16 protein-coding genes are annotated in these 26,245 nt (G+C 53.4%); 9 read left to right on the top strand and 7 right to left on the bottom strand.

Annotation, left to right across the window (positions count from 1 at the left end; all coding sequences use genetic code 11):
- Positions 1-115 precede the first annotated feature (115 nt).
- The 3 genes from KOR42_RS17495 to KOR42_RS17485 form a co-directional block, all read right to left on the bottom strand.
- Entirely contained in the window at positions 116-1,177 is a 1,062-nt protein-coding gene (locus tag KOR42_RS17495; protein ID WP_146511141.1) for a protein arginine kinase, read from the bottom strand.
- A 305-nt stretch (positions 1,178-1,482) separates the two neighbouring features.
- Positions 1,483-2,409: an ABC transporter ATP-binding protein gene (locus KOR42_RS17490; protein ID WP_146511140.1), complete on the bottom strand. Its 927-nt coding sequence runs from the start codon at positions 2,407-2,409 to the stop codon at positions 1,483-1,485.
- Positions 2,410-2,502: 93 nt separating this feature from the next.
- Positions 2,503-4,896, bottom strand: a complete 2,394-nt coding sequence (locus KOR42_RS17485) for a hypothetical protein (RefSeq protein ID WP_197441301.1) — start codon at positions 4,894-4,896, stop codon at positions 2,503-2,505.
- A gap of 176 nt (positions 4,897-5,072) precedes the next feature.
- Here KOR42_RS17485 and KOR42_RS17480 point away from each other — a divergent pair, with 176 nt between their 5' ends.
- The 4 genes from KOR42_RS17480 to KOR42_RS17465 all read left to right on the top strand — a co-directional run bounded on the left by KOR42_RS17480 (position 5,073) and on the right by KOR42_RS17465 (position 10,499).
- Positions 5,073-6,854 (top strand): hypothetical protein, encoded by a 1,782-nt coding sequence (locus KOR42_RS17480; protein WP_146511138.1) that lies wholly within the window; start codon positions 5,073-5,075, stop codon positions 6,852-6,854.
- A gap of 166 nt (positions 6,855-7,020) precedes the next feature.
- Positions 7,021-7,965 carry an ABC transporter ATP-binding protein gene (locus KOR42_RS17475; RefSeq protein WP_197441300.1) on the top strand — a complete coding sequence of 315 codons (945 nt, stop codon included), beginning with the start codon at positions 7,021-7,023 and terminating at the stop codon, positions 7,963-7,965.
- A gap of 89 nt (positions 7,966-8,054) precedes the next feature.
- Positions 8,055-9,599, top strand: coding sequence for an ABC transporter permease (locus tag KOR42_RS17470; RefSeq protein WP_146511136.1), 1,545 nt, complete (start codon positions 8,055-8,057; stop codon positions 9,597-9,599).
- A 117-nt stretch (positions 9,600-9,716) separates the two neighbouring features.
- Positions 9,717-10,499: an isoprenyl transferase gene (locus KOR42_RS17465; RefSeq protein WP_146511135.1), complete on the top strand. Its 783-nt coding sequence runs from the start codon at positions 9,717-9,719 to the stop codon at positions 10,497-10,499.
- A 228-nt stretch (positions 10,500-10,727) separates the two neighbouring features.
- Here the strand turns inward: KOR42_RS17465 and ahcY are convergent, their stop codons facing one another.
- Together ahcY and KOR42_RS17455 are read right to left on the bottom strand one after the other, a co-directional pair.
- Positions 10,728-12,056, bottom strand: coding sequence for an adenosylhomocysteinase (gene ahcY, locus KOR42_RS17460; protein WP_146511134.1), 1,329 nt, complete (start codon positions 12,054-12,056; stop codon positions 10,728-10,730).
- Positions 12,057-12,583: 527 nt separating this feature from the next.
- Positions 12,584-14,665, bottom strand: a complete 2,082-nt coding sequence (locus tag KOR42_RS17455) for a hypothetical protein (RefSeq protein ID WP_146511133.1) — start codon at positions 14,663-14,665, stop codon at positions 12,584-12,586.
- A gap of 291 nt (positions 14,666-14,956) precedes the next feature.
- Here KOR42_RS17455 and sppA point away from each other — a divergent pair, with 291 nt between their 5' ends.
- From sppA to glgC, 5 genes are all read left to right on the top strand, one after another.
- The gene (sppA, locus tag KOR42_RS17450; protein ID WP_146511132.1) at positions 14,957-16,000 is read left to right on the top strand and encodes a signal peptide peptidase SppA; all 1,044 of its coding nucleotides are present in this window, start codon (positions 14,957-14,959) and stop codon (positions 15,998-16,000) included.
- A 123-nt stretch (positions 16,001-16,123) separates the two neighbouring features.
- A complete protein-coding gene (gene truB, locus KOR42_RS17445; RefSeq protein WP_146511131.1) occupies positions 16,124-17,023 on the top strand; it encodes a tRNA pseudouridine(55) synthase TruB in 900 nt (299 codons plus the stop codon).
- A 37-nt stretch (positions 17,024-17,060) separates the two neighbouring features.
- Positions 17,061-18,182, top strand: coding sequence for a DNA-processing protein DprA (dprA, locus tag KOR42_RS17440; RefSeq protein ID WP_146511130.1), 1,122 nt, complete (start codon positions 17,061-17,063; stop codon positions 18,180-18,182).
- A 291-nt stretch (positions 18,183-18,473) separates the two neighbouring features.
- Positions 18,474-20,363 carry an outer membrane protein assembly factor BamB family protein gene (locus KOR42_RS17435; RefSeq protein WP_146511129.1) on the top strand — a complete coding sequence of 630 codons (1,890 nt, stop codon included), beginning with the start codon at positions 18,474-18,476 and terminating at the stop codon, positions 20,361-20,363.
- Positions 20,364-20,600: 237 nt separating this feature from the next.
- Positions 20,601-21,827 (top strand): glucose-1-phosphate adenylyltransferase, encoded by a 1,227-nt coding sequence (gene glgC, locus KOR42_RS17430; protein ID WP_146511128.1) that lies wholly within the window; start codon positions 20,601-20,603, stop codon positions 21,825-21,827.
- Positions 21,828-21,877: 50 nt separating this feature from the next.
- On the opposite strand, the gene KOR42_RS17425 is transcribed toward glgC, so the two are convergent.
- Complete coding sequence (locus tag KOR42_RS17425) at positions 21,878-22,858, bottom strand: pseudouridine synthase (RefSeq protein WP_146511127.1); 981 nt, start codon at positions 22,856-22,858, stop codon at positions 21,878-21,880.
- A 303-nt stretch (positions 22,859-23,161) separates the two neighbouring features.
- A complete protein-coding gene (locus tag KOR42_RS17420) occupies positions 23,162-25,948 on the bottom strand; it encodes an efflux RND transporter permease subunit (RefSeq protein WP_146511126.1) in 2,787 nt (928 codons plus the stop codon).
- Between the last annotated feature and the right edge of the window lie 297 nt (positions 25,949-26,245).

Below are 26,245 nucleotides of genomic sequence, written 5' to 3'. Positions count from 1 at the left end.
GTTGACGTAAGTCGCGATTGAGCGATGTTCACTGAACGATCTTCACTGAGTGAAGATCGAAGTGTCAGAGCTGACCTGTTGATCAAGCACTCACGAACACTATTCGGAATGTGCGCTAGTTTTGCGGAGGTCGTGTCAGTCGATCTCGCAGATAAGCTGCGCGAACAACATTGCGCTGTGTCGATTCGAGTTCTTCGCCGCGAATTTTCTGCAGGTGTGCTGGTTGAATGTGCATAAACAGCTCGTTGACCGTCGAAATTTCGATGTCGTCAACTAAACCGAGATTGATTCCCATGCGAACACTGGAAAGTTTCTCCATGGTTTCTTCGGAGGAAATCTGTCGGGCGCTGCTTAAAACACCCAAAGCCCGAGACACCTGATCGTGCAGTCGTTGACGATCTTCCTTGATGAGGGCCTGACGGGCTCTGCGCTCATAGTCCAGAATATCCGGAATCACGCGTTTGACGTTTTGAATAATTTGTTCTTCTGTTCGCCCCAGAGTGACCTGATTCGAAATCTGATAGAAATCTCCCATCGCCTGACTCCCCTCGCCGTAGAGTCCGCGGACTGCGAGATTCATTTTGTGCATTGCCTGGAAGACTTTTTGAATTTCCTTGGTCAACACCAGAGCTGGCAGGTGTAACATGACGCTGACACGCATCCCTGTGCCGACATTTGTCGGGCAGGATGTGAGATACCCGAATTCATCGCTGAACGCGAAAGAGACTCTCTCTTCCAGTTCATCATCAATCCGGTTGATCTGCGTCCACGCGGATTCCAGCGCATAGCCACTTCGAAAGACCTGCATCCTCAGATGATCTTCTTCATTGATCATCAAACTCACCGTTTCCAGTGCTCCGATGCATGCACTGCGAGCCCCTGAACTTTCAGCATGTTCGCGGCTGATGAGTTGCCGTTCGACGAGAAATTTTCGGTCGAGGTCATCGATCTGATTGACATCGATCACCTTCAGATCTGAAGCGGTTGAGAGTTCCTGGATGTTCTCTTTCAGCAAGGCTTCCGTTTCACGACGGGTTGATTCGTCAGCGCGCGGGGGGAAGGTGAAGTCCGCGACGTTCCGCGCCAGTCGGATTCGGCTGGAAATCACAATGTCCGATTCCGGACCGGTGCCGCGCAACCACTCACCGCTGGTCCCCTTGAGATCATCGAATTCCACCTGAGAAACTCCCTCCACTCTCGATTGTGCCTGATATCGCCGACAAATTCTTCAGAAGCGGTCCGAAAACCCAACATCGGACTCTCTTCCGCGACCCGAATCAAGTCAAAGACGCGATTGGGACAAGTTCTATTCTCCCGTGTCCTACAGTTTCTGGCAACGGTCGGAACTCAGAGTTTCCTGATTTACCTGAGCAGTTCGCTGCAGTTTTGCCGTTTTGAAACTGTTTTCTCGAACTCGCAACGGGAGAAACCGCTGTCGATCTGATCCGACTCACCCACTGGCAGAATGACTGTTGAAACGCGTTATTGCTGCATTCCTTTGGTCAATTCCATGAAGGCTGTCTCAAGATTGACCTCTTCTTCCCGGAACTGTCGAAGCTTGAAACCTGCCTGAATCAGTTCCGAAGGCAGATCGCTGTAATCTTCGCTGCCTGCGTTGAGTGTCACGTAGATCGTCTCATCCGTAATCGAGACTCCTTTGACAAGGTCATGCTGTTCCAGCAATTTCGCAGCCTGTTCCGGGTCACCCACCACGCGAATTTCGAGCAACGTCGCCTCGCGCGCCTTTTTCATAACGTCGGCAACATAGTCGTCGACGAGCATATTTCCCTTTTCAATGATCCCGACTCGAGTACAGACATCGGCCAGTTCGGGAAGGATGTGACTGGAAACAATCACCGTCTTCTTCATCTCCCCGAGTCGACGCAAGAGCTTTCGAATCTCGATCCGCGCCCGCGGGTCCAATCCACTTGCAGGTTCATCGAGCAAGAGAACCTGAGGATCATGAAGCAGCGTTCGCGCCAACCCGATCCGCTGGGTCTGCCCTCTCGACAACTGGCTGACCATGGCATCTCGCTTAAACGACATGTCGACCAGTTCGAGTTTCTCTTCGCAGACTTTTCGCCGTCCGGGTCCATTGATGCGATACGTCGACGCGAAAAACTCCAGGTATTCGATGACGGTCATGTCGTCATACACACCAAAGAAGTCGGGCATGTACCCGACAAGACGGCGGATTTCATCCGGGTTGGTGTAGATCGACTTCCCGCAGACATAGCACTCACCGTAATCGGGATTGAGCAGCGTCGCGATCATCCGCATCGTCGTTGTCTTCCCCGATCCATTCGGACCGATGAATCCGAAGACATCACCTTCCTTAAGTGAGATCGTGATCTCGTTCGCAGCGACAAGATCCCCATACCGCTTCGTGAGTTTAATGGTTTCAATCACAACATTGTTTCCAGGACATATTGAGTAAGGCTGACAACGACATAGCGGTCAACTTTTTATTCATTCGTGTTTGTATTCATTCGTGACTGATCGCTAGGGAGCTTTCAGCAAGTTTGGATCCGGGGGTGCGTTCAAAGCTGCTTCGTCAACTTGAACAGGGAGGATGATTCGGACAATTGTGTCTCGATCCTCGTATTCCGGAGTCTCGCCATTGATGGTGTAATTCGTGGCCCCTCGCTCCATGCGACCAAAGAGGACCGCCTTCCCGAGTTCGATTTGCTGAGACAAATCCAGTTCTCCCAACGTCTGGTTCGAAAGAGTCGAATACTCGCGACCTCCCGTGACGGTGTGAAACGTCAGGATTCTGAGAATGTCGTAGGCATCTCTGGAGAAGGGATCGTATCGTTCCCGATCGACCTGGCCATCCACCTTCGTCGAGACTGCTCCCTGTCGGGTCGATGTCCGAATCCTCAGCAAGACACCACGCAGAATATTGGTTCGGGCAAGGTCCAGCTGAAATGTTTCCCCAGGTTTCAATGAAGGAGGCCCCTCACCGGAAGTTGTCCTGGGAGAGTAGGCGAAGTTGTCGTAGGCAAGAAACCAGTCCTGAATTTCCCCCGGCAGCTCATGAGTGATCTGTCCCTGGAGGCGTCCAGTCCCTCGATCGTACAGGTTAGAAGTCACAAGTTCTTCCGTGTCAACGCCTGCTTCCCATTCACTTGCGACAGAGCCAGTCGACCAGACTCGAATCGGCAAGTCGAAGACCTCATCTCCTAAATCCGACACATGATAAGCTGGCTTCTGGCTATCCAGTCCGCCAGACCGGTACATGCCTCGATATCCGGATTCTGGACGTTCGACCCAACTGGTGAGCGTGAAGTCAACGTTGTCAGCTGAGAGTGAATCTCCGAAGTCCACCATTGCTTGAGTGTCGTGACGACTTGACGTCGGGCTGTAGAGATTAAACCAGCTTCTCCCGCGAACTGCTCCGATTGTTGCGTCGACATCCACGACTTCGATTTGCCGGGCAGACATGGGATGAGAGTTTGTCGCGTTAGCGGAACTCATTGTTGTGTACACAATGAGTCCGAGCCAAACGGGAAACGTGATCCAGGTCAGATTCGGCCGTCGAATCACGTGATGAACGAGGTAGTAATCCAGCGGTCCCACAAGCACCGCGAGCAGTGCCATCCATCCCATCGAAACCCAATAGGAATGTCTGGGAATCTCGTCGGTCGAGTCGATGGCCTGAAAAATTTGCGTCTGAAAATCCGCCACTCCGGTCGGGCTCAAACCGCTGTCTTCGCGCTGTTGAAGAAATTCCGGATCATTCCAGAGAGGAACCTGACCGGCGAGAATCATCGCCAGCTCCGCACGCGATCCCCATTCGGAAAGAGGTTCCTGGTCCATCCGCAAAGCGAAGATTGTCACAAGCCCCAGCCCAACTCCGGATCGAATGATCATCGGTTGATTCAATCCCGATGCGATCACGAATCCGTTCTCTGCAAGCAGGTCCGCACCGGTCAAACTTCCGATCATTCGCAGACGACCGCTTCCCGGAATGATTGCGTTCAACGGCCCGAGATTTCGAATCTCCACTGTGCCGCGAGGTTGATTGGGAAGCCAGCCTGCGAGAGGGCTCGCAAGAAGCAATTCTGTATCTGCTCCGACCGCCACGACGAGGCGACCACCCCGCTCGACCCATTTCTGAATCGCTGCTGACGCTTCTTCCGAAACAGCTGTATCAGCATTGAGCACGATGACATCGACCGAGTCGAGCGATCGTCCGGTCCCTTGCCAGTTGCCGAAGTCTTCTAATCTGACAAGTTGAATCGCTTTCGGATTCACAGCTGCCGCACGTCGGTAGGCTGCTTCGAATCCTGGCTGTTCTCCAGCAACCAACCAAAGCTGGGCATTCTGCTCAAGCGATACCAAACTTCCCGGTTCGTCAGCACGGAGAAGCTTCGAAGCGACCACTTTCCCTGCCGACAGAATTTCGATCAGAACGGAAGCGTCGGTTCGCCCATTTCGAAACACGGCTTCCACATGATTGAGGGACTCCGAATTCCCCGAGAGAGGCGTCAATGATGTGTAGACGGCGTGTCCATCCGGGTCGACCGTCCGAATCCGGGGTGTCAATTCTCCATTGGAAGAAGCCTCGTCCTGAGCGGAACCCGATTCATTGGAAACCTGAATATCGAATCGCACTGGAGCCCATCGACCGATCTTGAACCAGCCATCGACTCCCCCCGTAGCATTCAGAATTTCGACATCCGCTTTCGCCCCGTTCGCAAAGAAAAATACCAACAGGCCGAAACAACCCCAAAACGTCAACGTCGGGAACCCCGTCTGACTGACAGATTTCCGTGTGACGAATTGGAGATTGTTTTGGAAGAACTGAGAGATTGTCATGTAAATTGATTGATCGAAAGAAGCCATCGCAGCGTTTACCAACGAACTGCGGCAAATTTGCGTAGTATAGGGCATCAACGCTCCTGGAATAGGGCGTCGTGACCGGTCAAGTGTACAGATTCGGTGAGTCTCCGTATCGTATTACGGTAACGAGAATGAAAAATTAAGAACGTTCGGAGCCTTCCGGATTCAGTTTTCGAGAATTTCAACGATTTCCCATCCGTCACAGTTGATCAGGGTCACTGAATCACATGTGGAAACAATTCGCTGCACGTGCCTTCTGGACATTGCTTTTCGCAACATTTGTACAGGTGACAGCCACTCCGCTTCACGCTGAGCTGCAAATTGAGGGAAAGCCGAAATGGGGCCTGGACGGGCGGGTGACACCGCACCACTTCAATCTCTTAACGGTCCGCGTCTTCAACAACTCCGACGATCCCTGGCAAGGAGCGGTTTCGCTGACTCCCATTCTGGGCTTTCAACCCGTCGATGTTCCAGTCCTTCAACCGGATCTCTACATTGAGCCCTACGGAACGCGCGATTTGCAGTTCATCACCTATCTGGAATCAGCGTCTGATACGCGATTGGAATGGGGGCCACTGATCAGAGGCCGAATCCGCGCCGAAGACACTTACACCGTTGACGAACCGGACGATTCTCCCGGGCCTGTCGCTGTGGAATTGATCCGCCCCGAAGGACGTTCGACCTTACAATCCGTTCCCGCATTCTCCGAGGACCTCTTCCCGACAAATCCGATTGTGCTCAACAAGCTGTCGCGTGTTTATCTGGACCATACCCCGAGATGGCAGGAGCCACAGATTCAAGCCTTTCGCGACTGGCTCTTCGCTGGCGGAACGGTTTCGCTGATTGCGGACAATCTCGGTGAGTATCCTGAATTCCCCGCTTCTCTCAGCGAGTTGAATGAGCCGTCCGACCGAATCAGCGTCGGGGCCGGTCTCGTCGAACGACTCAGCTCGACGTTCCAACCCTCGCCAGTCAAACGGCCTGCAAAAGAGCAATTCCAAAACTATCTCAATCTCGACCCCAACCGGACGATCTTTTCGAGACTTCGCGCGATCACGACTCCGGAACACAACTGGCCATTGATCTACACGATGGCGACGATTTACCTGCTGCTGTTGTTTCCCGGTTGCTGGTTTCTCGGTCGTAAGCAGGGGGACTATCGATTGACCTATGGAGTCATCCTCGCAACGGTGGCCCTCTTCAGCTTCGGGTTTCATAGTGTTGGAAAACGCGGCTACGGAGAGGAAACGTCGATCCATTCGGTCGTCCTCGCGAAAGCAGGTCCTCCGGGGCGATGGGTTGTGAAACAATGGACCAATCTCTTTGTGACCACCGGTTCTCAGTATCTCATTGTGCATCCGCAATTGAATGTCGCTTACTCCTCCGGCCAATCGAATGAACGAATTCCCGGGCAGGCTCTCAATCCGCCGAACGGATTGTTGATGACGGAAGTTCCGGCGTTCTCGAATCGAACAATCATCGACGGCGGAGTCGCACAAACCGTCGGACTGCCCATCCAGGTCGAGCAATTGCGGGTCGAAAACGGGGAGGTCAAAGAAATCCGTTTACTCCCGGGAAGTGGACAGGCATGGCCAGAGAATCTGACTGGGTACGCGATTTTTCAGAACAACCTCGTCCAACTCTCCGTGTCCGACGGAGTCCTTGTTCCAACCGGATCTGATGGCAACGTTGCACGAAGAAGCCCTCTGCAAAGCTATATCAACGATGCTTCGGTCAGTGCGTACAACGCCTATCAGTACCGCAATCGAGACGAAAATCCTCCTTCGAAGCTTCTCGACATGAACGAATGGACGTTGATCGCCGATGACCTCGGGATTGAGAATTTCGACCAGCTTGTCAACGGGACGATCTTCGCCGAAGACAAAGTTCATGTTTATCTGAAGACTTCACTTTCAACCGACTTCTTTGCGGGGGAAGAGATTTCCCCGCAGCAAAACGGATTCGTGATTTACAGCCATCAGCTACCAATTCCTCCACGATCTCAGTAGAGCAAGGAACACATTGAGGGCCCAGAACATTCAACTCATCTGAAAACTCAATTTAATCTTGTCGACCGCGCAGGAAATTTTCGTTCACTTCGGCGACTTCAGGTTTATCAGACGAACTTGCGTCATGATCCACCCCTCAACTGAGACCAAGAAAAAAGAGAGTCAAATGGATCCTGTTATTGAAATCGAAAATGTCAGCCATCTTTTCAAGCAGCATCGAGCACTCGATGGCATCTCTTTTCAGGTCTCCCCTGAGTCTCTTCATGGTTTCGTGGGACCGAACGGCGCAGGGAAAACGACCACTCTCAAGCTGATCTGCACTCTGCTGAAGCCGCAAGTCGGAAAGATTCGAGTCTTCGGTCACGACGTCCGGAACAACGTCAAAGCCATTCGTCGACGAATCGGTTACATGCCGGATCACTTCAGCATGTATCGTCAGATGACCGTCTTTGAGTATCTCGATTTCTTCGCAGCTGCTTACGGGTTCACACTCAAAGAACGAAACCGAATCGTCGCAGATGTTCTCGCTCTCACCGACATGGACGTCCGCAAGGATGACTTCATTCAAGGACTCTCTCGCGGGATGCAGCAGCGAGTCAGCCTCGCCCGCGTGCTTGTCAACGACCCCGATCTTCTCTTGCTCGATGAACCCGCTTCCGGTCTCGACCCACGAGCGAGAATCGAGCTAATGGAAATTCTCCGTGAGTTGCGACGCATGGGAAAAACGATTTTCATCTCGAGTCACATTCTGAGCGAACTCGCGGAATTGTGTGACAGCGTCACGATCATTGATCGCGGTAAAACAAAATACAGCGGTCCAATGGAAGCACTTCTGGATCAGCAAACCGAAACACCCACCTATCGAATTCGCGTCGACCTCTCCGCAGAGGAAACAGAGACACAACTTTCCGCCCTCCCGGGAGTCCTCTCGGTGGAAGGAATCGAAGGACGCTCTGATGTCCGAGTTAAAATCGACCCGACAATCACCGATGGAAATCAGTTGCTGAGTGCGATCATTGCGAGCGGAATGATCGTCATGCATTTCGGTCGAGACCAAAGACACTTGAACGAAGCCTTCATGGATTTGACCGAGCGCGGCGTCCGCAGCTAAACCGCTCTCAAGGTTTCTCTGCAAACCAGAACCCAAGCGACTCCAAGGCGAACGTCCATTTTTCACTTCCCGAGTGAGCCAAAAACACTATGAACCGGATTCTCGCCCTGGTGAAACGTGCTTTGCAAACGGATGCACGTCAGCTGCGCGGGCACGTCATTCGTTTTCTTCTGGGCGCCTTCATCCTGTGGATGCTCTTCGTCTATCAGGCCACGGCGGGACTTTCGACGGCTCCCGGACTCGACCTCTTCCGGTCGGTGATGGTCTGCAACTATCTCGCAATCACGATCGCCGGGACCGCATTCTTCTCTTCCGCCATTACGGAAGAGAAAGAGGAACGAACCTTAGGCCTGCTGCGCATGGCAGGAGTCGGCAGCACGTCGCTCATTCTCGGGAAATGGATTCCTCGACTCATCTGTGCTGCGCTTCTGCTCAGCGTTCAGATTCCGTTCAACTTCCTTTCGGTCACCCTGGGTGGAGTGTTGTGGCAACAGGTCGTTGCCTGCTATCTGACATTATTCGCCCACTTGTATCTGGTCGGAAATCTCGGATTGCTGGCTTCGGTGCTGATGTCATCAACCGCCAGCGCATGTGGACTGGCCTTCGGAATCCTGATCGCGTTGTTCATCCTGCCGATGCTTCTCAGCGTGCTCGCCATGGAGACATCCGGGTTCATTTCCCAGGCGGCAAGTGGTCTTGCGAATGCGATTCAGTCCGGGTCAGCACAATCACAGATCTCAGAAATTCTGGCGACCGGTGCCAATCCCGCCATGTGGAATTTCCAGATCATCAGCAATCTCATCGTAGGGACAGTCTTCCTGATCACTTCATGGCTGTTCTTCGATGTTTTCACCCGGAACGAGAAAGAACCCGGTTCCATCGGGTTGTTCGATCGTCTTCGTCGCCGGCGAAATATGACTCGACGCCGCCGTATCGGCAGCTATCCCATTATCTGGAAAGACTTCCAGTTCATCGGCGGAGGAAGAATCTTCATTCTGTTGAAATTCGGAATTTATTTCGGTCTGGCTGTCGCGATCACTTTTTTCTCTCTGAGAACGAATCGAGATATCGCCGAGATGTTGGGCGGAGTGCTCTTCGGATATTCGATCTTCTTCCTGTTCATCGAATTGGCCATCGTCTCTGCACGGGTGTTCCGCTACGAGCTTCAAGAGAAGACCTGGTCGACTCTTGTCATGCTTCCCCGATCGATCCGAGAAATCGCTTACGCAAAAGTGCTGGGAGGACTGACCACAACACTCCCCCTGTTTGCCTGCATGTTTTTGGGAATCATTTTGCTTGGTGAAGATTTTTGGGAAGGACTCGGCAGCCTTATGCAAGAATTCGAAGCCCTCCTCGTTATCACCTACCTTCTCCTTCAGTATCTGCTTGGACTGCACTTATCGACATTTTGCTCGATCGTCGCCAAGTGGGGAGTGTGGCCTGTTGCAATTTCCATGGCTGCATTCATCATGATCGCGTCGAACATGGTCGTCATCAGCTTCTTTGCCCTCGCCGGGGCCTCAGACGGATGGGAAGCACTTGTCGTGATTGGTTGCATGATCACCGGTGGAATCACCCTGGCCCTGCACCATATGATAGGAGATCGACTTCAAGCCAAAGCAGCTGAGTCATGAGGATCTTGACTTGTTCTGAACAGTTGATTGGCCCATTGCTCTTGTTGTGTCCATGCGACACAATAGTCATGGACACGATGCTCTCATTTCTAACTTCGACACACTGGTCCCAAAAACGTGGCTGTTGAATCTCCCTACACAGATAACGACCTGAACGCCTTCGGCTTGAGCCGCGAAAGAATTCCACGGCATATCGCGATCATCATGGATGGAAATGGCCGTTGGGCGCAGCAACGCGGACTCCCTCGAATCGAAGGACACCGGCGGGGTGTCCAAAGCGTGCGCACAGTCGTTGAGGAGTGTGCTCGCCTCAATATCGACCAGTTGACGCTCTACTGCTTCAGTAGTGAAAACTGGAAAAGACCACGCCTGGAACTCGAACTTCTCATGAATCTCCTCCAGCGTTATGTCGTTGCGGAGAGAGAAGAGATCATGCGACAGGACATCCGTTTCTCAACCATCGGGCGAACGGATCGCATCAGTTCCCGAATTCTTTCAGAAGTCAATCAGACGATTGAAATGAGCGCCCAGAATCCGGGAATGAGGCTCTGCCTGGCCCTCGACTATGGCGCAAGAGATGAACTGGTCATGGCCGTCCGAAGTATTTGCGACCGAGCCCTCAAGGGGGAACTTCGCCCGGAGGACATCACCGAAGAAACAGTCGCCAAGCACCTCTACACAGCAGATATGGGAGACCCCGACCTGTTGATTCGGACAGCCGGAGAAATGCGTGTCAGTAACTTTCTTCTCTGGCAGATCAGCTATGCCGAATTGTGGGTGACGGAAACCCTGTGGCCTGACTTTCGGTCGGAAGAATTGTTCTCCGCGTTGAAAGGCTTTGCCTCACGCGACCGTCGATTTGGTGGACTCAACCAACCCTCGTCCCCAGCTGGGACATAACTTCTCTCGCGCACTTCGTTTCGCGCTATAGCATTCCTTCCTCGCTGTTGAACGCATCACCGCGCGAAACTCGATCACAGCGCGCAATACACAAAAAAAGAAGCGACCTCCCTGATGAGAGGCCGCTTCCTAGTCGTTGATTGATCTCGAGCACTCGCTTGAATTTTTCATCAGGCCAAAGGCTGAGTTTGCTCGTGCGAGTGAGTGCCAACCAATTCAAAAAATACCTTAGTATCGATAATGCTCTGGCTTGAATGGTCCTTCGACGGGAACGCCGAGGTAGTCCGCCTGATCCTGGGTGAGCGTGGTCAGCTTCACGCCGATTTGCTCAAGGTGCAATCGAGCGACTTCTTCGTCGAGTTCTTTCGGCAGCACGTACAATTGCTTTTCGTACTGATCTGCTTTGGTCCAAAGTTCGATCTGTCCCAGCACCTGATTCGTGAAGCTGTTGGACATCACGAATGATGGGTGGCCGGTCGCACATCCGAGGTTCACAAGTCGTCCTTCTGCCAGAACGAGCAATGCTTTGCCATCCGGATAGACGTATTTGTGAACAGGACCACCGACGTCCGAATCTTCTTTGATCGTGATCTTTTCGATCGATGAACTGTCGTTCAAGTAAGCGATCTGAATTTCCGAATCGAAGTGGCCGATGTTGCAAACGATGGCGTTGTGCTTCATCGCGTCCAGGTGCTCACTGCGGATGACATCTTTACATCCGGTGGTGGTCACGAAGATATCGCCAAACTTGGCTGCTTCTTCCATTGTGGTGACCTGGTACCCTTCCATCGCTGCCTGAAGAGCACAAATCGGATCGATTTCTGTGACGATGACGCGAGCTCCCAGCCCGTCCATGGCATCGGCACAGCCTTTTCCGACGTCACCATAACCACAGACAACGACAGCCTTACCAGCGACCATGACGTCTGTCGCTCGCTTGATTCCGTCGGCGAGAGATTCTCGACATCCGTAGAGGTTGTCGAACTTGCTCTTCGTCACAGAATCATTCACGTTGATCGCAGGCACGCCGAGGCGACCTTCTTTGATCAGCTTGCGAAGTTCTTTAATTCCGGTCGTTGTTTCTTCTGTCAGACCGTTGATGCCGTCGAGAAGTTCCGGGTATTTGTTGTGGACCAGAGCGGTGAGATCGCCACCATCATCCAGAATCATGTTCAGTGGCTGACCATCTGGCCAGTAAAGTGTTTGCTCAATGCACCACCAGAATTCTTCTTCGGTTTCACCTTTCCAGGCGAACGTTGGAATTCCGGCAGCTGCCATCGCTGCAGCAGCGTGATCTTGCGTTGAGAAAATGTTACAGCTGGACCAGCGAACTTCCGCCCCCAACTCGATCAGCGTCTCCATAAGGACAGCTGTCTGGATGGTCATGTGGAGACATCCGGCGATGCGGGCTCCCTTCAGCGGCTTGCTTTCGCCGTACTTCTTACGAAGCGCCATCAAACCTGGCATTTCGACTTCGGCGATTTCGATTTCTTTTCGCCCAAGGGCCGCAAGGTCCATACTTTTGACTTTGTACGGAAGGGTCTGGGTCGTCGACATTCAGTAATCTCCTCAAGATTTCCGTCATAATGGGCGCGCAACGCGCCCCTGTTTTCGAAAAGGAATAGAAAGACACTACTCCAGTTGTGAGCCTCAGTATAGGCAAAACCGTCATTCCGACCGAAATTATCACGGATGACACGCGAAACTTTGGGAATCTTCTGAAAATACCTCGTGAACACATTCGGACTGATTGAAATGAATCGCGGTTCGGCCGCTTGTTGCTCAGCCTGAATCGCGCGTCGCCGAATATCGCGCATCGCTAATTGTTGATTGCCCCCGAGGTTGCCTGAAGAGCTGAACACTCAACGACATTGAACACCCTGCCGTAATGAACGCCGCTACAGTGAATGCTGTTCAATTAAGAACAGCCGAAACAAACACTGCGGAAATAAACACTGTAGAATTGAGAAAACCCCCGACCACGAAGCGTGGATCGGGGGTTTTGGCGTCTCGCGTCATTCAGCACAATTGCTGGACGCACCACAGGATAAGCACTTTATCGACCGAATTGCTCGTCGATGAGATTACAAATTCGTCGCATGGCTGCTTGGTGCAGCGACAAAGGTTTCCATCGTCTCCACGCTGTTGAAGAGATAAAGCCGACCTTTGTACCAGACAGCATGATCGAGGCTGCCTTCCTCTTCTTCACCGGTCAATGCGTAGTGAATCACATCGGCTCCCCTTAAAGCTGGAGCATATTTGGCTGGGCTCGCCAGAAAACTCTCCAAAGCATGCGGGGTTGAGAACGAGTACTCACGGTTGTTGAAGATCGCAGAGTATCGATCGTCGGTATCGAGAAGTTCTCGCGAGTCGCGGAGTGCGACGGGACAGAACCCTTTCAGTCCGGCGAGATGTTCACGTTCCTTGATCAGGTCCGCTTTCTGCTTCTTTGAGTCTCGTGCTTCCGATCTTGGAGTCGGCTGAAGCTTTGGAGTGATTGTCGGTTTGACGGAAGGTGTCAATGTTGGAGCGGAAGGTGTTAGCGGCGGAGCCGAGACTTCCAATTGTGCAACAACTTGTTGTTCCTCACGAGTCGGTTCTTCCTTGAGAATCGGCTGTTCTGGCTTCGCATCCGCTGTAAACAGAGGTGGCAATTCGAGTTGCGGTGGAACTTCGGCCTCCGGTTCCTCAACTTCATCCAACCGGACAAATCCCGGCTCTTCCTTCAACTCTGTGGAGTCCTCTTCGTCCGCCGGTGCGGGGAGCGGAAGGTCGACAAACAGCCCGTCTTCCAAAGACAAACCTGTGTACGGTTCCTCCATTGTCTCTTCAGTGACTTCGGCCTCCGTGATTTCCGAATCGCTTTGAGCCCAGTCGAACTCGTTCGATTCCGCAGCTTCGCCTGAAGGCTGTTGCGGTGATTGTTCAAGTTGTGGCGATGGAGAAGGAACTTCATCTTCGAAGAAGAATCCCAAGGAGTCTCCTGCGACTTCCGTTGTGCCCAGGTTCATCTCTGGCTCAGGGAATTCCGCCTGCTCCGGTTCCGGAACGAGAACTTCTTGTTCCTGTTCGACGGTCGACTCTTCGACATCACCGGGGAAGAAGAGATCGGCGTTCAGCTCGGGCATTGGAACGTCCGCAACAGCTTCCGATTGAGAACGCGTTGCAGCCACGGGCTCCTCATCCATCGGGAATGTGGCGGCCGGTTCCTGATCCGGGGCTGGCAAGTCGATTTCCGGTGCCGCTGGCTGAACCTGAACGGTCATCTGAGCTTCAACTTTTTGCTCGTCAGCAAGCAATGCTTCCAAATCCAGGACCGGGAGTGACGAATCGTCACGAACGATTGGCTGTTCGAACTCGGAGACTTCCGGAGCTTGCTCGATGACCTCCTCGAAAGCGCGGCTTCTTGAATCGACTGGCTTCTGAGCGACTTTTACTTCCGCTGTCTTTTTCTCAGTCGTTTGGGAAGAGCGTTTGGTAATCGTAAGCTCATTGGAGAACTCTTCACCCGGCAACGGTGGGATGAATCCTGATGGACGCGGAACATTCGCAGTCGGCGAACCGGAAGGTTTGACGGGAGTCTTTGGTGAGGATTGCCGCGGAAAACTCAAAGGTTGTCGCGTTGTGCCAGGAGTCGTTTCGGCGATGGGGGCCATGCTTGGCGGAGGAGTCGTCGCAGGTTGCGAGAGCGACTGCGGCTGAGTCGATCGGTACTGCGAAGAACTGTCCGAGACTTTCGGATACCGCATGCCTGGGTCCTGCGGTGGACCTGACGGAACGCGACCGCCCCCTTTGAAACGACTCACAAGTCGATCAAAGAAGCTGCGTTTCTTCGGCGTCTCCCGAGTTCCGGCAGTTTGCGCAATCGGCTGAGCGTTGTGAGCCACCAACGGTCTCGGAGCCTGCACAGGAATTGGCTGCACTCGGTTCTCTCCAGCTGTCTGCTGGATTTGTTGTTGCGGTCCATACAGACTCTGCAGACGTTCGCGTACTAACGACGAACTCGGAGCGGAAGTTTCAGTACTGGACTGGTATGTGTTGAGCCGTCCCGGAGTTGCTGAATCCACTGCAAAGGTCCTCAACGATGGGGCCAGCAATGCCGCTCCTGTCGCAGAAGCAAGAAGAAGTGCTCGGGTCTCGAGAGCAAGTTTGCGATAGCGACTCATAATGTCCTCGGATTCAGACTCGTGCTGTCGATGCAAGAATGACGGCGATCTGGAGATTGCCGTTCGCCTGCTCGTTCCCGATAATCGCTACTAGAACGAGCAAGGTCATTTGACGCCCGACATGCAGAATGATCACATTCGCTACAACCGGTCGTCGAAAAAACTATCGACTTCCTGTCGAGTGGGATTTCATCGACGTTACGACAATTCCAGACGATTCGACGCGAACAATGACTTGAAGTCCTACACACCTCACGACACATAAACTTTCCCAAAACCCCGCAGAGTGACATGTCCGAACGAATTCTCACCAATGGCGACCCCAATATGCCCACGATTATCATTCAGCAACGCGGACGAAGATGGCTGGTGATCATCCTTCTTCTCGCTCTCGGTTTTTCCGTGCTGATGAATCTGGGGTTCATGGCATCATTTGCCGAATTCGCGGTCGACGCGGATCAACCGACGGAGAAGTTTCACGCAGGAACCCGTCTGGCCGAGAGCAAAATTGCTCGGATTCAGGTCGGTTTCACGATCATGCCTCCGTACACCGAACGCATCAAAAAGACGATCGATCATGTGCGTGAAGATGACAGCGTGAAAGGCGTGCTGCTCGTCATCGACAGCCCCGGCGGACTCGTCTCCGGCAGCCACGAGATTTATCACAAGCTCAAATTGCTCTCTGAAAAGAAGCCGATCTACGTTCAGATGAAAGGAATCGCTGCTTCCGGAGGCTATTACATCGCGATGAGTGGCGGTCCCGAAGCTCCGATCTATGCGGAACCGACAACCTGGACCGGCTCGATTGGGGTCATCATTCCTCGTTACAACGCGACAGAGCTTGCTGAGAAGGTGGGCGTCAAATCAGAATCGCTCGTTACCGGCCCATTCAAAGACTCGCTCAACCCATTCAAGAATCTTGATGAACAGGAACGCGCCGTCTGGGATGCGATCATCGAGGACTCATTCGATCGCTTTTTGACAGTGATTGATGAGAACCGCAGCAATCTGGACATGGAAGAGATCCGCGAACTCGCGACCGGTCAGGTTTACACGGCCGATCAGGCTGTCGAAAACGGATTGGTGGACGAAATCTCGTTCGAGAGCGATACAACAGAGTTGCTCGCCAAGGAACTTGGGTTGGACTCGTATCAGGTGGTCAATTACAGCCATCCCCTGTCTCTCTCAGAAACGCTACTCGGCGCGACAACTTCACTTCCGAAGGTTGAATTCGATCCGGTTTCGTCGCTGATCGATCTCGCGACGCCTCGAGCCTTCTATCTTTTCGGTCTTCCCCACGAGCTGAATGTTTCACCATCCCAAATGAAGCCATAGAAGCCATCAGTCAGAGAGCCGTCGGCGAATCCGCGAGGCCTCCAATCGAAGACCCTCATCGAAAATGAGCCATTCGAGGTTCATTTGAATTCTGCGTTGAAGAAAAGACCTTTCAGGGAAGTTATGTTCGGAGTTTTGAACCTCAACAAACCAAGCGACTGGACGTCGCGGGATGTTGTGAATCGAGTCAGCCGTCTCGCCGGACGCCGCGTGAAATGCGGACATGCTGGCACATTAGATCCTTTGGCAACGGGTGTTCTGGTCGTTTGTCTCGGACCTGCAACCCGGCTGATGCCGCTCATTCACCAACATCACAAATCGTACCGCGGACGGTTTCTGTTGGGCGTGCGAAGCAACACGGATGACATTGAGGGAGAACTCGAATATCTCGACGGAAGCCGGCTTCCCAACCGGGAAGAAATTGAAGCCATTCTTCCCGAGTTCACCGGGACGATCGAACAAATTCCGCCTGTGTACTCCGCTATCAAAGTGAACGGAGAACGTGCTTACAAAGCAGCCCGGCGCGGCGAGGATATCGAAATCCCAGCCCGGGCAGTCACGATTGAAAAACTGGAATTGACCGACTTGGACGACAAGTCTTTCGAACTGACGCTCGAATGCAGAACGGGGACATATGTCCGATCACTCGGTCGGGACATCGCGAAGAAGCTGGGAACCGAAGCTGTCATGAGTAGCCTGGAACGGACCAGCGTGGGACCTTTTCATGTTGATCAGGCCGTCGACGTGGAACACCTGTCTCGTGAAGATTTCGAAGCAGCCGTCATCCCTCCACTTGCTGCACTCCCCCATTTGCCGCGATTGGTCGTCGACCAACAGACACTTCAGCGGTTAATCTTCGGGCAGAAAATTCGTGTCACCGATTTGGAAATCGATGCATCTGCTTTGCATGGAATTTCAGAATCTGCTCCGATTGCTGTGGTCAACGCAGAAGAGGAACTCGTCGGAATTGCTGAAGTTCGCGAAGAGTTGCTCCGCCCGAAGATGATGTTTTCCGTGAATTGACCCAACTCCGATAACCCCGCCTTCAACTGGATCGGCAATGCAACCCGAAGACGACCGAGAGACGCTCGCCGCCGTTCAGTTGAATCTGATTTCCGGGCTTGGCCCGCGACTCCAGTCACTTCTCTTTCAACGATTCGGATCGGCAGAGGCTATCTTCAATGCTCCCGGATCAGAGCTGTTAAATGTCGCTGGAATTGGGCCAAAAGTCTCCGCAGAGATTACGAAACACAGCGGTCTCGAACAGGCACGTAAAGAAATCGAAAAAGCCCATCAGCACGGAATTCGCATCGTTCCGCGTTCCTCATCGGAGTACCCTGCTTCGCTCAAAGAAACGAGTGATCCGCCACCCGTCCTTTCGATCCGTCGCAATTTGCTCCCTGAAGATCGTCTCGCTGTGGCGATTGTTGGTTCTCGAAGTTGCAGCCATTACGGACGAACCCAAGCACATCGATTCGCCGGAGCACTGGCGCGTGCTGGAATCGTTGTGGTCAGCGGATTGGCTCGAGGGATCGATGCAGCTGCCCACACTGGTGCCCTCGAAGCGGGTGGACGCACGATTGCCGTGTGTGCGACGGGCCTCCTGAAAACTTATCCGCCCGAGCATGTCGATCTTGCCAGCAGAATTGTTGATCAAGGCGCGCTCGTCTCTGAGTCTCCATTGGATCGCGGACCCCAACGTGGACTGTTTCCGCAACGGAACCGAATCATCGCGGGAATGTCCCTCGGCGTTATTATCATCGAAGCGAGCGAGAAGAGCGGTTCACTTCACACCGCACGGCATGCGATGGAGCAGAACCGCGAAGTCTTTGCTGTTCCGGGACGAATCGATACGCCCGCGAGTCTGGGATGCCACAATCTCATCCGCGACGGTGCAACACTCGTTCGCAATTTCGATGACGTTCTGGAATCGCTTGCTCCACTCAGTTCTCCTCTGAAAACCGATCACGACCAGGAAATCCACACACCTCGTGAGTTAAATCTTAACGAACAGGAACGGGCGATCTTAAATCTTGTCGACACGGTCGCGACTCCGATCGATCAGGTGCTCGCCCAATCCCAAATGCCCACTGCACGAGTTTTATCGACAATTACCGTCCTCGAAATGAAACGCCTCGTTCGTCGCTTGCCGGGAAGTTTTCTTGAGAGGACGACCGGTTGACGGACTTTGCTGCTTGACGAAAAGAGAGTCCCGCGCGATGCTTCTCACATCGATGCTTTGATGCTGATCTCGACGTTTCTGTGATCAAGTGCCGAGTCGCGTGATGTTCCTGAGATGTGTTGTCATCGCTTGAACATACGGTCTACGACCAACCTGCGTGATTCGAAACGAAACGATTCTGATCGAACGTGTTGACGTCGAAGGATGGGAAGAGGCGATCGAATCCAAACGTCGATCTTGTTTCTTCCCATCGCGGAATTCATTACTTCAAACCTGAAATTGAGCTGACTCATGAATGAGCAGACTGACACTCCGGAAGTTTCAGACGCGAGCAATTCTCCGGCTCCGACACGATCGATGCTGGCTCGCTGGGCGGACCGCTTGCTGATCGGAATGCTGGCCGTCTTTGGCGTCATGCAAATCGGGATGTGGACGTTCTGGGAACCCTCGTTCGGCGACGCGATTAAGAATCTCATCACCTTCGCGCAGATTGTGCTGTCAACGATCTGCATTGTCGGGTGGTGGTTTCTGTTCGCTCCCGTCTCCCGAAAGTCGATGTTGATCATCGGCGTTCCTGTCGTGGCGCTCATCGCAGGCTGGGTAGCCTCCATCCGTTCCATCGATTTCGACGGCGACATGAAACCGCGTTTCAGTCATGTCTGGGACGAATCAGCAGAAGAACGGCTGACAAGTCATCTCACGAATGCAGAGTCCGCTGACGCCTCAGAACTGACGATTCCCGAGGTGAGCGAAACAGACATGCCTGAGTACCGAGGAGTTCATCGAGACGGCGTTGTCATCGGTCCGGAACTTCGTACCGACTGGTCAACGAATCCTCCCGAAGAACTTTGGAGACATCCCTGCGGAGGCGGATACTCCTCCTTCTCAATTCTCGGGCGTCAACTCATCACAATGGAACAGCGTGGGCTGGACGAAGCTGTCGTCTGTTACGACACGGAAACCGGTCGAGAGTTCTGGGTCCATCAGTATCCCGCGAGTTTTGTCGAAGCAATGGGTGGGCCGGGACCGCGCTCAACTCCGACAATTCATGAGGGTGCTGTTTACGCCTTCGGCGGTTTTGGAGATCTGTTCAAGCTTGATCTGAAAACCGGAGCCCCTATCTGGCACGTGCATACTCTTCAACAATTTCAGATCCCCAACACAATCTGGGCGATGACGTCTTCTCCGCTCGTGTTTGGAAACACAGTCATCGCCAACATTGGTGGAGTGACGAATGCTGACGGCGTGATGCCCGAAGGAGGAGGACTGGTCGCCTACGACATCGAAACCGGAGAGATCGCGTGGTATGGGAAGGCGCTGCCTGATCCCAATACTGAAATCGAGGAATTCGGAACCGGAGCTGCTGCGATCGAAGGAATCGATGGGACCTCGCACCCGGGTTACTCTTCACCGATGCTTGCCGATCTGGCTGGCGAAACGGTGATCCTCAACTTTGATGGAACCGCTTTTCGTGGCCACAATCCTGAGAACGGCGAACAGTACTGGTCTTACCCGTTCGTGGCTGGCGATCATATCAACGTGGCGCAACCGCTCGTCTTCGAAAATGATCACGTCATGATTTCGGCCGGCTACGGAAAAGGGTCGGTCATGCTTCACATTGAGAAGAACGGAGACGAGTGGAACCTCTCAGAAGTCTGGGACAAACCGTCGCTGAGAATGCGTTGCAAGTTCAGCAGCCCGATCTTCACCGATGGCTTCATCTACGGGCTGGACGAAGGAATCATGGCTTGTATCGATCCGGAGAACGGAGATCGACAGTGGAAAGGCGGCCGGACCGGACTTCGAGGAAAGTACGGCCACGGCCAGCTTTTGCTCTCGAACGGAAAGCTCGTGATCCTCACGGAAAAAGGACAGCTCGTTCTGGTCGACCCCAATCCTGAAGAGCTGACTGTCCTTGGCGAACTGCAGGTTCTTTCCGAAAACATCAAAACCTGGAATCCGCTCGCGATGGCCCGGGGAAAAGTGTTTGTTCGCAACGCGACCGAGGTGGCATGCTATGACATCAGTGCGAATGATTCCGCCGCCCCGGAATCTGATCCATCAGAGCTTGCAACAACAACTGACTTAGACACCGACTCGGTCACTGACACAAACACGGAAACTGGGACGGAGACCAAGAACGACGACTCGCCCGAATCTTCCAGTACCACTGATCAATAGCAACCCGATCTCATTTCGAAGAACGCAGGCGAATCATTCTTCTAATAAAAGGTGAGCGCAGGGGGTGCGTCATCTTCTCAATTGTACGTGGACACACTGGAATCGCTCTTCCCAATCGTGAAAAACGATGACGAACCAGTGACCGAATTTCTCCTGTGATGGGATCGCTTGTCGAATCTTGTTACAAATGAAGCTGAGGCGCGTTGCTACTTTGACAGCTTGATGGAAGACAAGCCGATGCAAAATGTTCTCACTCTGGTTCTTGCAGGAGGAAAAGGATCCCGGCTGGAACCATTGACACTGGATCGCTCGAAACCGTCGGTCCCGTTCGGTGGGATCTATCGAATCATCGACTTCGTTCTCTCGAACTGTATCAACAGTGGACTTCGAAGAATCCTCGTGTTGACGCAGTACAAAGGCGCCAGTCTCGACCGGCACATCAATCTGGGCTGGCATTTTCTCTGTCGTGAATTGAATGAATTCATTGATGTTCTGCCTCCTCAACAGCGCGTGGGTGAACACTGGTATCGTGGCACCGCAGACGCTGTCTATCAGAATATTTATACGATTGAGCAATCCGCTCCTCAGTACATTCTGATTCTCTCAGGAGACCATATTTACCGGATGGACTACTCCAGTTTCCTGCAGGATCTCATCGAAGCGGACGCAGATTGCTCCATCGCATGCCTCCCGGTCGGACTTGAAGAAGGTCGTGCTTTCGGTGTCATGGGAATCGACGAGAACCGCTGGGTTCGTCGATTCGAAGAAAAACCAGACGCCCCATTTCCGATTCCCGGAGATCCCGATCGTTGCCTGGCTTCGATGGGAATCTATGCGTTCAAGTCATCATTTCTCTTCGATGAACTTTGTCGTGATGCTGCCATCCCCAAGAGTTCGCACGACTTCGGGAAGGATCTCATTCCACACATGATTCAAAGCAGTCAGGTGCGGGCTTATCCCGTCAGGAACGAAGATGGGGACGGCCCCATGTACTGGAGAGATGTCGGCACTCTGGAGTCATACTATCAAGCGAGTATGGATCTGGTCTCGGTCGAACCGCAGCTGAATCTCTATGACTCGACGTGGCCGATCCGAGGATATCATCCGCCCGTACCCCCTCCCAAGTTTGTCTTTGCCGACCATGATGCAGAGCCGAAGCGAGTCGGTCACGCGATGGACAGCCTCGTCGGTCCCGGCAGTATTATCTCTGGAGGCGAAGTCACACACTCCGTGATTTCACAGTCTGTGCGAATCAACAGCTATGCGACGGTCGTGAACTCCATTCTCTTTGAAGGCGTTCAAGTCGGACGGTCTGCACAAATCTCGAACGCCATCATCGACAAGAATGTCAGCATTCCGAACGACATGACGATCGGAATCGACCCCGAGCAGGACCGCCGGAATGGTCTGACAACGACTGACTGCGGAATCACCGTTGTCCCGAAGGGGCATCAGTTTCGATAACGTCAATTCGCGTTCGATAAGAACAGTGCCCGCTGACCATCAATCCGAGATTATGGTCTCTTCGGTCCGCGCGATCCTCGGCCTTTGCCCCGAGATGGGCCTCCGGAGCGTGGTCGCTTCTTCGCGGGAGCTTTCTTCGTCCGCGAGTTTTCGCTCGTCCCGAACTCACTCGATGCGCTCGCACGTCCGCGAGACTTCGCTTTTCCACTCGCTCCCGATCGCCCTGAAGCTGTTTTTTTGCCGGGACGTTTCTTTGTTTGCCGCGGGCTTTGCGTTTGTGCTCGCGTGATGAGTTCAATCAACTTCCCAAGTTCATCTTTTCGCAATTCACGAAAGAGCCCAAGCGGAACGCGACCGAGACGAATCGGGCCAAAGCCGATCCGTTCCAATTTCATCACCTTGTGACCGGTTCGGGCAAGCAGCCGTCGAACTTCGCGGTTCTGTCCTTCGGTCATGGTGATCTCGACCCAGGAACTGCGTCCCTGTTTCTTGATCGGCTTGATGTTGTGAACCTTGAACTTTCCTTCGGTGAAAAACAGCCCCTCCTTGAGTTGTTCGAAAACTTCTCGCTTAGGATGACCAGCAACCTGAGCCCGGTAGATTCGGTGAATGTGATAGCGCGGGTGGGCCAGCTTTTGAGCGAGGTCTCCGTCATTCGTCACGATTAACAAACCGGTGGTGTTCTCGTCCAAACGCCCGACACTGAACAGCCTTGGACCATCCGGTGGGAAGAGTTCGAAAACTGTCGGCCGTCCCTGGGGATCACTCGCCGTACACAAGAACCCCGGTGGCTTGTTGAGGAGATAGTACTTCTTGCGTTCAAGCTTCAGCTTCTCGCCATCAAGAGTCACAGTTTGCATTGATGGACGGACGTTCGCTCCCAATTTGGTCACGGTTTTGCCATCAATTTCCACTCGACCTGCGGAAATCAATTCTTCGCATTCGCGACGAGATCCCAAGCCGCATTGAGCGAGGTATCTTTGAAGTCGCATTCCGGGCACAACTGGATTGTCATCTGCGGGTTGAGACATGGCGGAAAGACCGAGGTCATCAGAAGAAGGTAACTGCGCGAGCTGAGAGACTGTCCGAGAAACACCTCTCGAAACGATCTTGCAATTGAATCACAGGACGAACGCAAACACTTGATTATAACGTCCGAATGCTGTTTTCGTGAGGGACACAGGAGACAGAATGTCTCGATTCTCGCAGCAGTTCATCCTTGCGCGTCTCCGAAATTCCTGACAAACACGCGAAAATCGTCGAGCAATCTGCCTCGCGGACCGCGTCGTCTTCGCTCATCAGAGAGTGCGTCACACTCGAAGAAACGGGATTCTTTATCCGACGTATCGCGAGTCGTGCGCGTGTTGTGGAGACAGCGGAAGGTGATGCGAAGGAATCGCTTCGGGCTCGTGCTCGTCCTGAGAGTCGCAGTCTGCGGACGGAGGATCTTTTCGAAGACGTCGTTCGAGGAGGATTCCCAACGGCCCGACAAGCATGCAGGGCAAGAGCACCATGTCTCCGATGAAGGCCGCCCCGATGAGAGTGGCCATTAACCATCCAAATCGGCTGATCAACAACAATTCCGCAGGAAATAGCACCAGCAGGCCAACTCCGACCGCAGCGCTCGTTTGCCACATGGCGGGTCCGCAGTGCGACAGCGCGTTGATCACAGATTCCTGTCGGGTCTTCCCTCGCTGCAATCCATCTTTGAACCAGGTGAGCAGGTGCAGCGTCCCATCAACAGCAATCCCCATAGCGACGGACGCTGTGACCATCGTTCCAATATCGATTCGTTGTCCGAACCAGGAGACGAGCCCGAACACAGCGACCACCGGAAGAAGATTCGGAATCATCGAGATCAGGCCCGCAAACGGATCTCGCAGCACCCAAACCATGACTGCCGCGATCATGCCGAATGCCAGAAGTGAGCTCCAGATCAGGCTTTCGAGAACGGCGTTCTGAGTCCGCAGGAACAACGGAACTGTTCCGGTCACAACGTGATCAATGTTCGGTTCCGCATGAATCACTTCCTCGACTCGGTCGCTCAATTCCTGCGTCAGTGCAGTGTAGTCCGCGTCTGTCAGAACAGCGGCCTGAGCATTGATTCTCCAGAGCTCGTCCCCGTTCTCCTGGGGGAGGCGGTTCATCGTCAGGAAGTTGGCAGCCTGCTGCATGTCGCCAGACTTGACGCGGCGTTCGGTTTGATTGGAGCGCCTATTGAAGAAGATCTTCTCTCGAACGCTGGCATCGTCGCCCGGCTTTTTCCTTACAGGCTGAAAACTTGCCAGCGACAAGGTTCCACTCACTTCAGGATGCTCGTGCAGAGAGGATTCGACTTTGCGAACGATTTCGAGCCGCTCCAGAAAACCAAAGTCTTCCTGTCCCTGAGCATTGAACCGAACGAGAACTTCAATCGGACTGATCCCGGCGAGAGTGTCCTCGATCAACTGGTAATCCTGGACCACTTGCGAACTCTCGGGGAAGTATTTGATGACCTTGGTTTCGACATCAAAATATCTGAGACCAATCGTGCATGCTACCGCGACGACAAGTGTCACAGTTCCGATCGGCAGCCATTGTCGGCAGATCAGATTCCCAAACCAGATCCATCGGGCGGGATTCACTTCGCTTGGCTCGACCCGTTTCAGGGGAACCATTTGCAAGAGCGCGGGGAGCCCGTAGAGCACCATACATACGGAAATCATGCAACCGATGGAGGCGTACAGACCGAAGTTTCGGACCGGAACAAGATCGCTGTTCATGAGCGATACCAGTCCCAGCGATGTTGTGAAGGCTGCCATTAGGCAAGGTTGAGACGCCATGCGAGTTGCTTCCGCAACTGCCGTCTTTGGGTTCTCCCAGACAGCATGCTTCCAGTAATTGGCAACATGAATGGCACCCGAGAGTGCGAGCACCATCAAAAGCGTCGGCATGACAATCAGGACCATGTTCATCGATCCACCAGTCAGTGGAACCATCGACATTCCCAACAGTGCAGCGTAATACGCAACGAAGATGACCAGAGCACCGAGGCGAAGACTCTTCAAGGAAATCAGAGCGAACACAATTCCGACGAATCCGGAAAGGAGAATGACGGACTTCTTGAGCGGGTTTGTCGCTGCGGGGTTCCATGCAGCTTGAATCACGCCGTTGTTTAACTCAGTTCCCGCCACGACGCGGCCGCTGACAATCAGATCTGTCTCCGGGACGAATGAGCCGAGAGCAGCTTGCCGAATGGCTGCGATTGCTGCGTTCTTTTCGGCTCTCCCTGCATCCGACAGAGCGACGACCACGGCAATCGGGGAACCGACTGCTCGATAACATTCTTCGACGAGCGGCTCTCCCGACGGAGACGTGACTGACTGAATCCAATCCGAGACGGCATCGCGCAATTCGTGGTGGCTTGCCATTCCTTTCCAGGTAATCTGGAAGTCATGGCCTCCGAGGTCTGTTGACTCGAGATCGGACTCCGCATGCATTGCGTAAATGTCCGAGAGCCGATGGAACTCCGCCTCATCGTTTTCGTTCGGTTCCCAATGCCCGATCGGTTCCTGAACTTCCAGATCAATATTGAAGATCGATTTCGCACCGCTGACAATGACTTCTTGCGAGCGACTGAGATCTTCACGACCCGCTTCGGTCAGGCGAACCTTTAATCGTCCGAGACCCACCAACGTTCCCTGAAGTCGGTCAATGGCGGTCTTCTGATCGATTCCAAACTCGACCATTCGCTCAACGAGATCACCCGCATGGAGAACGGACTTCACATACGGAAGACCTCCTCGCATTTCGCCATCCGCATCCTCTTTGCCGGTCAGTTTCCCGACGAGAATGGGAAGACGCGGATCATTCACAACGCTTCCTTCCCACGTGAGGATGACCGTTTCATCCTCGGGGAAATGCTCTCGGCACCAGAGATAGTCGGCAGCGCTCGGGTCTTTCTCCGGGAGCCAGCTTTCGACGTCATTGTCGAGACGGACGTGACGCAACGACGACACAGAGAGCGGTGCAACGAAGAGAATGAGCGCCAGAATCCACAGTGCCAGCCCGTGCCCCCATGGGTCACGCTTTTGAAAGAAACCTTTTGGTTCTTTTGCGGAGTCGATTCGGACGTGACGCACCACAGTCCTCCAAGATCACCCCGAGACGAATCACAAACCATGAGCGCATTCGGCCGGGCGGTTGAGGGAATACACCTTCTGTTGATCGTCCGATAACCACTGCAAACTTGCCGAAGGTCTGTCGAGGAATCGCAAACTGCGAGACGACTGTCGCGAATGATCGGGACCTGACGGTCCGGGAAGATAGGGGACCTTTTCCGATTGCGGAACTGCGGCAAAAAATCCGGGAAGCACACAACGAACCGTACCCCCAGCTACGATCGCAGTTCTGAAAAGAAAGAAGACATTCAGAAACCA

This window comes from Thalassoglobus neptunius, assembly GCF_007859735.1.
GTDB classification, from domain to species: Bacteria; Planctomycetota; Planctomycetia; order Planctomycetales; family Planctomycetaceae; genus Thalassoglobus; species Thalassoglobus neptunius.
This window is presented reverse-complemented; position numbering and strand designations above follow the sequence as displayed.

Bases quoted from the DNA above. Each gene is read 5' to 3' on its own strand.
- KOR42_RS17485 (WP_197441301.1), bottom strand. From the start codon at position 4,896: ATGCCCTATACTACGCAAATTTGCCGCAGTTCGTTGGTAAACGCTGCG.
- KOR42_RS17480 (WP_146511138.1), top strand. From the start codon at position 5,073: ATGTGGAAACAATTCGCTGCACGTGCCTTCTGGACATTGCTTTTCGCA.
- KOR42_RS17475 (WP_197441300.1), top strand. From the start codon at position 7,021: ATGGATCCTGTTATTGAAATCGAAAATGTCAGCCATCTTTTCAAGCAG.
- KOR42_RS17470 (WP_146511136.1), top strand. From the start codon at position 8,055: ATGAACCGGATTCTCGCCCTGGTGAAACGTGCTTTGCAAACGGATGCA.
- ahcY (WP_146511134.1), bottom strand. From the start codon at position 12,056: ATGTCGACGACCCAGACCCTTCCGTACAAAGTCAAAAGTATGGACCTT.
- KOR42_RS17455 (WP_146511133.1), bottom strand. From the start codon at position 14,665: ATGAGTCGCTATCGCAAACTTGCTCTCGAGACCCGAGCACTTCTTCTT.
- sppA (WP_146511132.1), top strand. From the start codon at position 14,957: ATGTCCGAACGAATTCTCACCAATGGCGACCCCAATATGCCCACGATT.
- truB (WP_146511131.1), top strand. From the start codon at position 16,124: ATGTTCGGAGTTTTGAACCTCAACAAACCAAGCGACTGGACGTCGCGG.
- dprA (WP_146511130.1), top strand. From the start codon at position 17,061: ATGCAACCCGAAGACGACCGAGAGACGCTCGCCGCCGTTCAGTTGAAT.
- KOR42_RS17435 (WP_146511129.1), top strand. From the start codon at position 18,474: ATGAATGAGCAGACTGACACTCCGGAAGTTTCAGACGCGAGCAATTCT.
- glgC (WP_146511128.1), top strand. From the start codon at position 20,601: ATGCAAAATGTTCTCACTCTGGTTCTTGCAGGAGGAAAAGGATCCCGG.
- KOR42_RS17425 (WP_146511127.1), bottom strand. From the start codon at position 22,858: ATGTCTCAACCCGCAGATGACAATCCAGTTGTGCCCGGAATGCGACTT.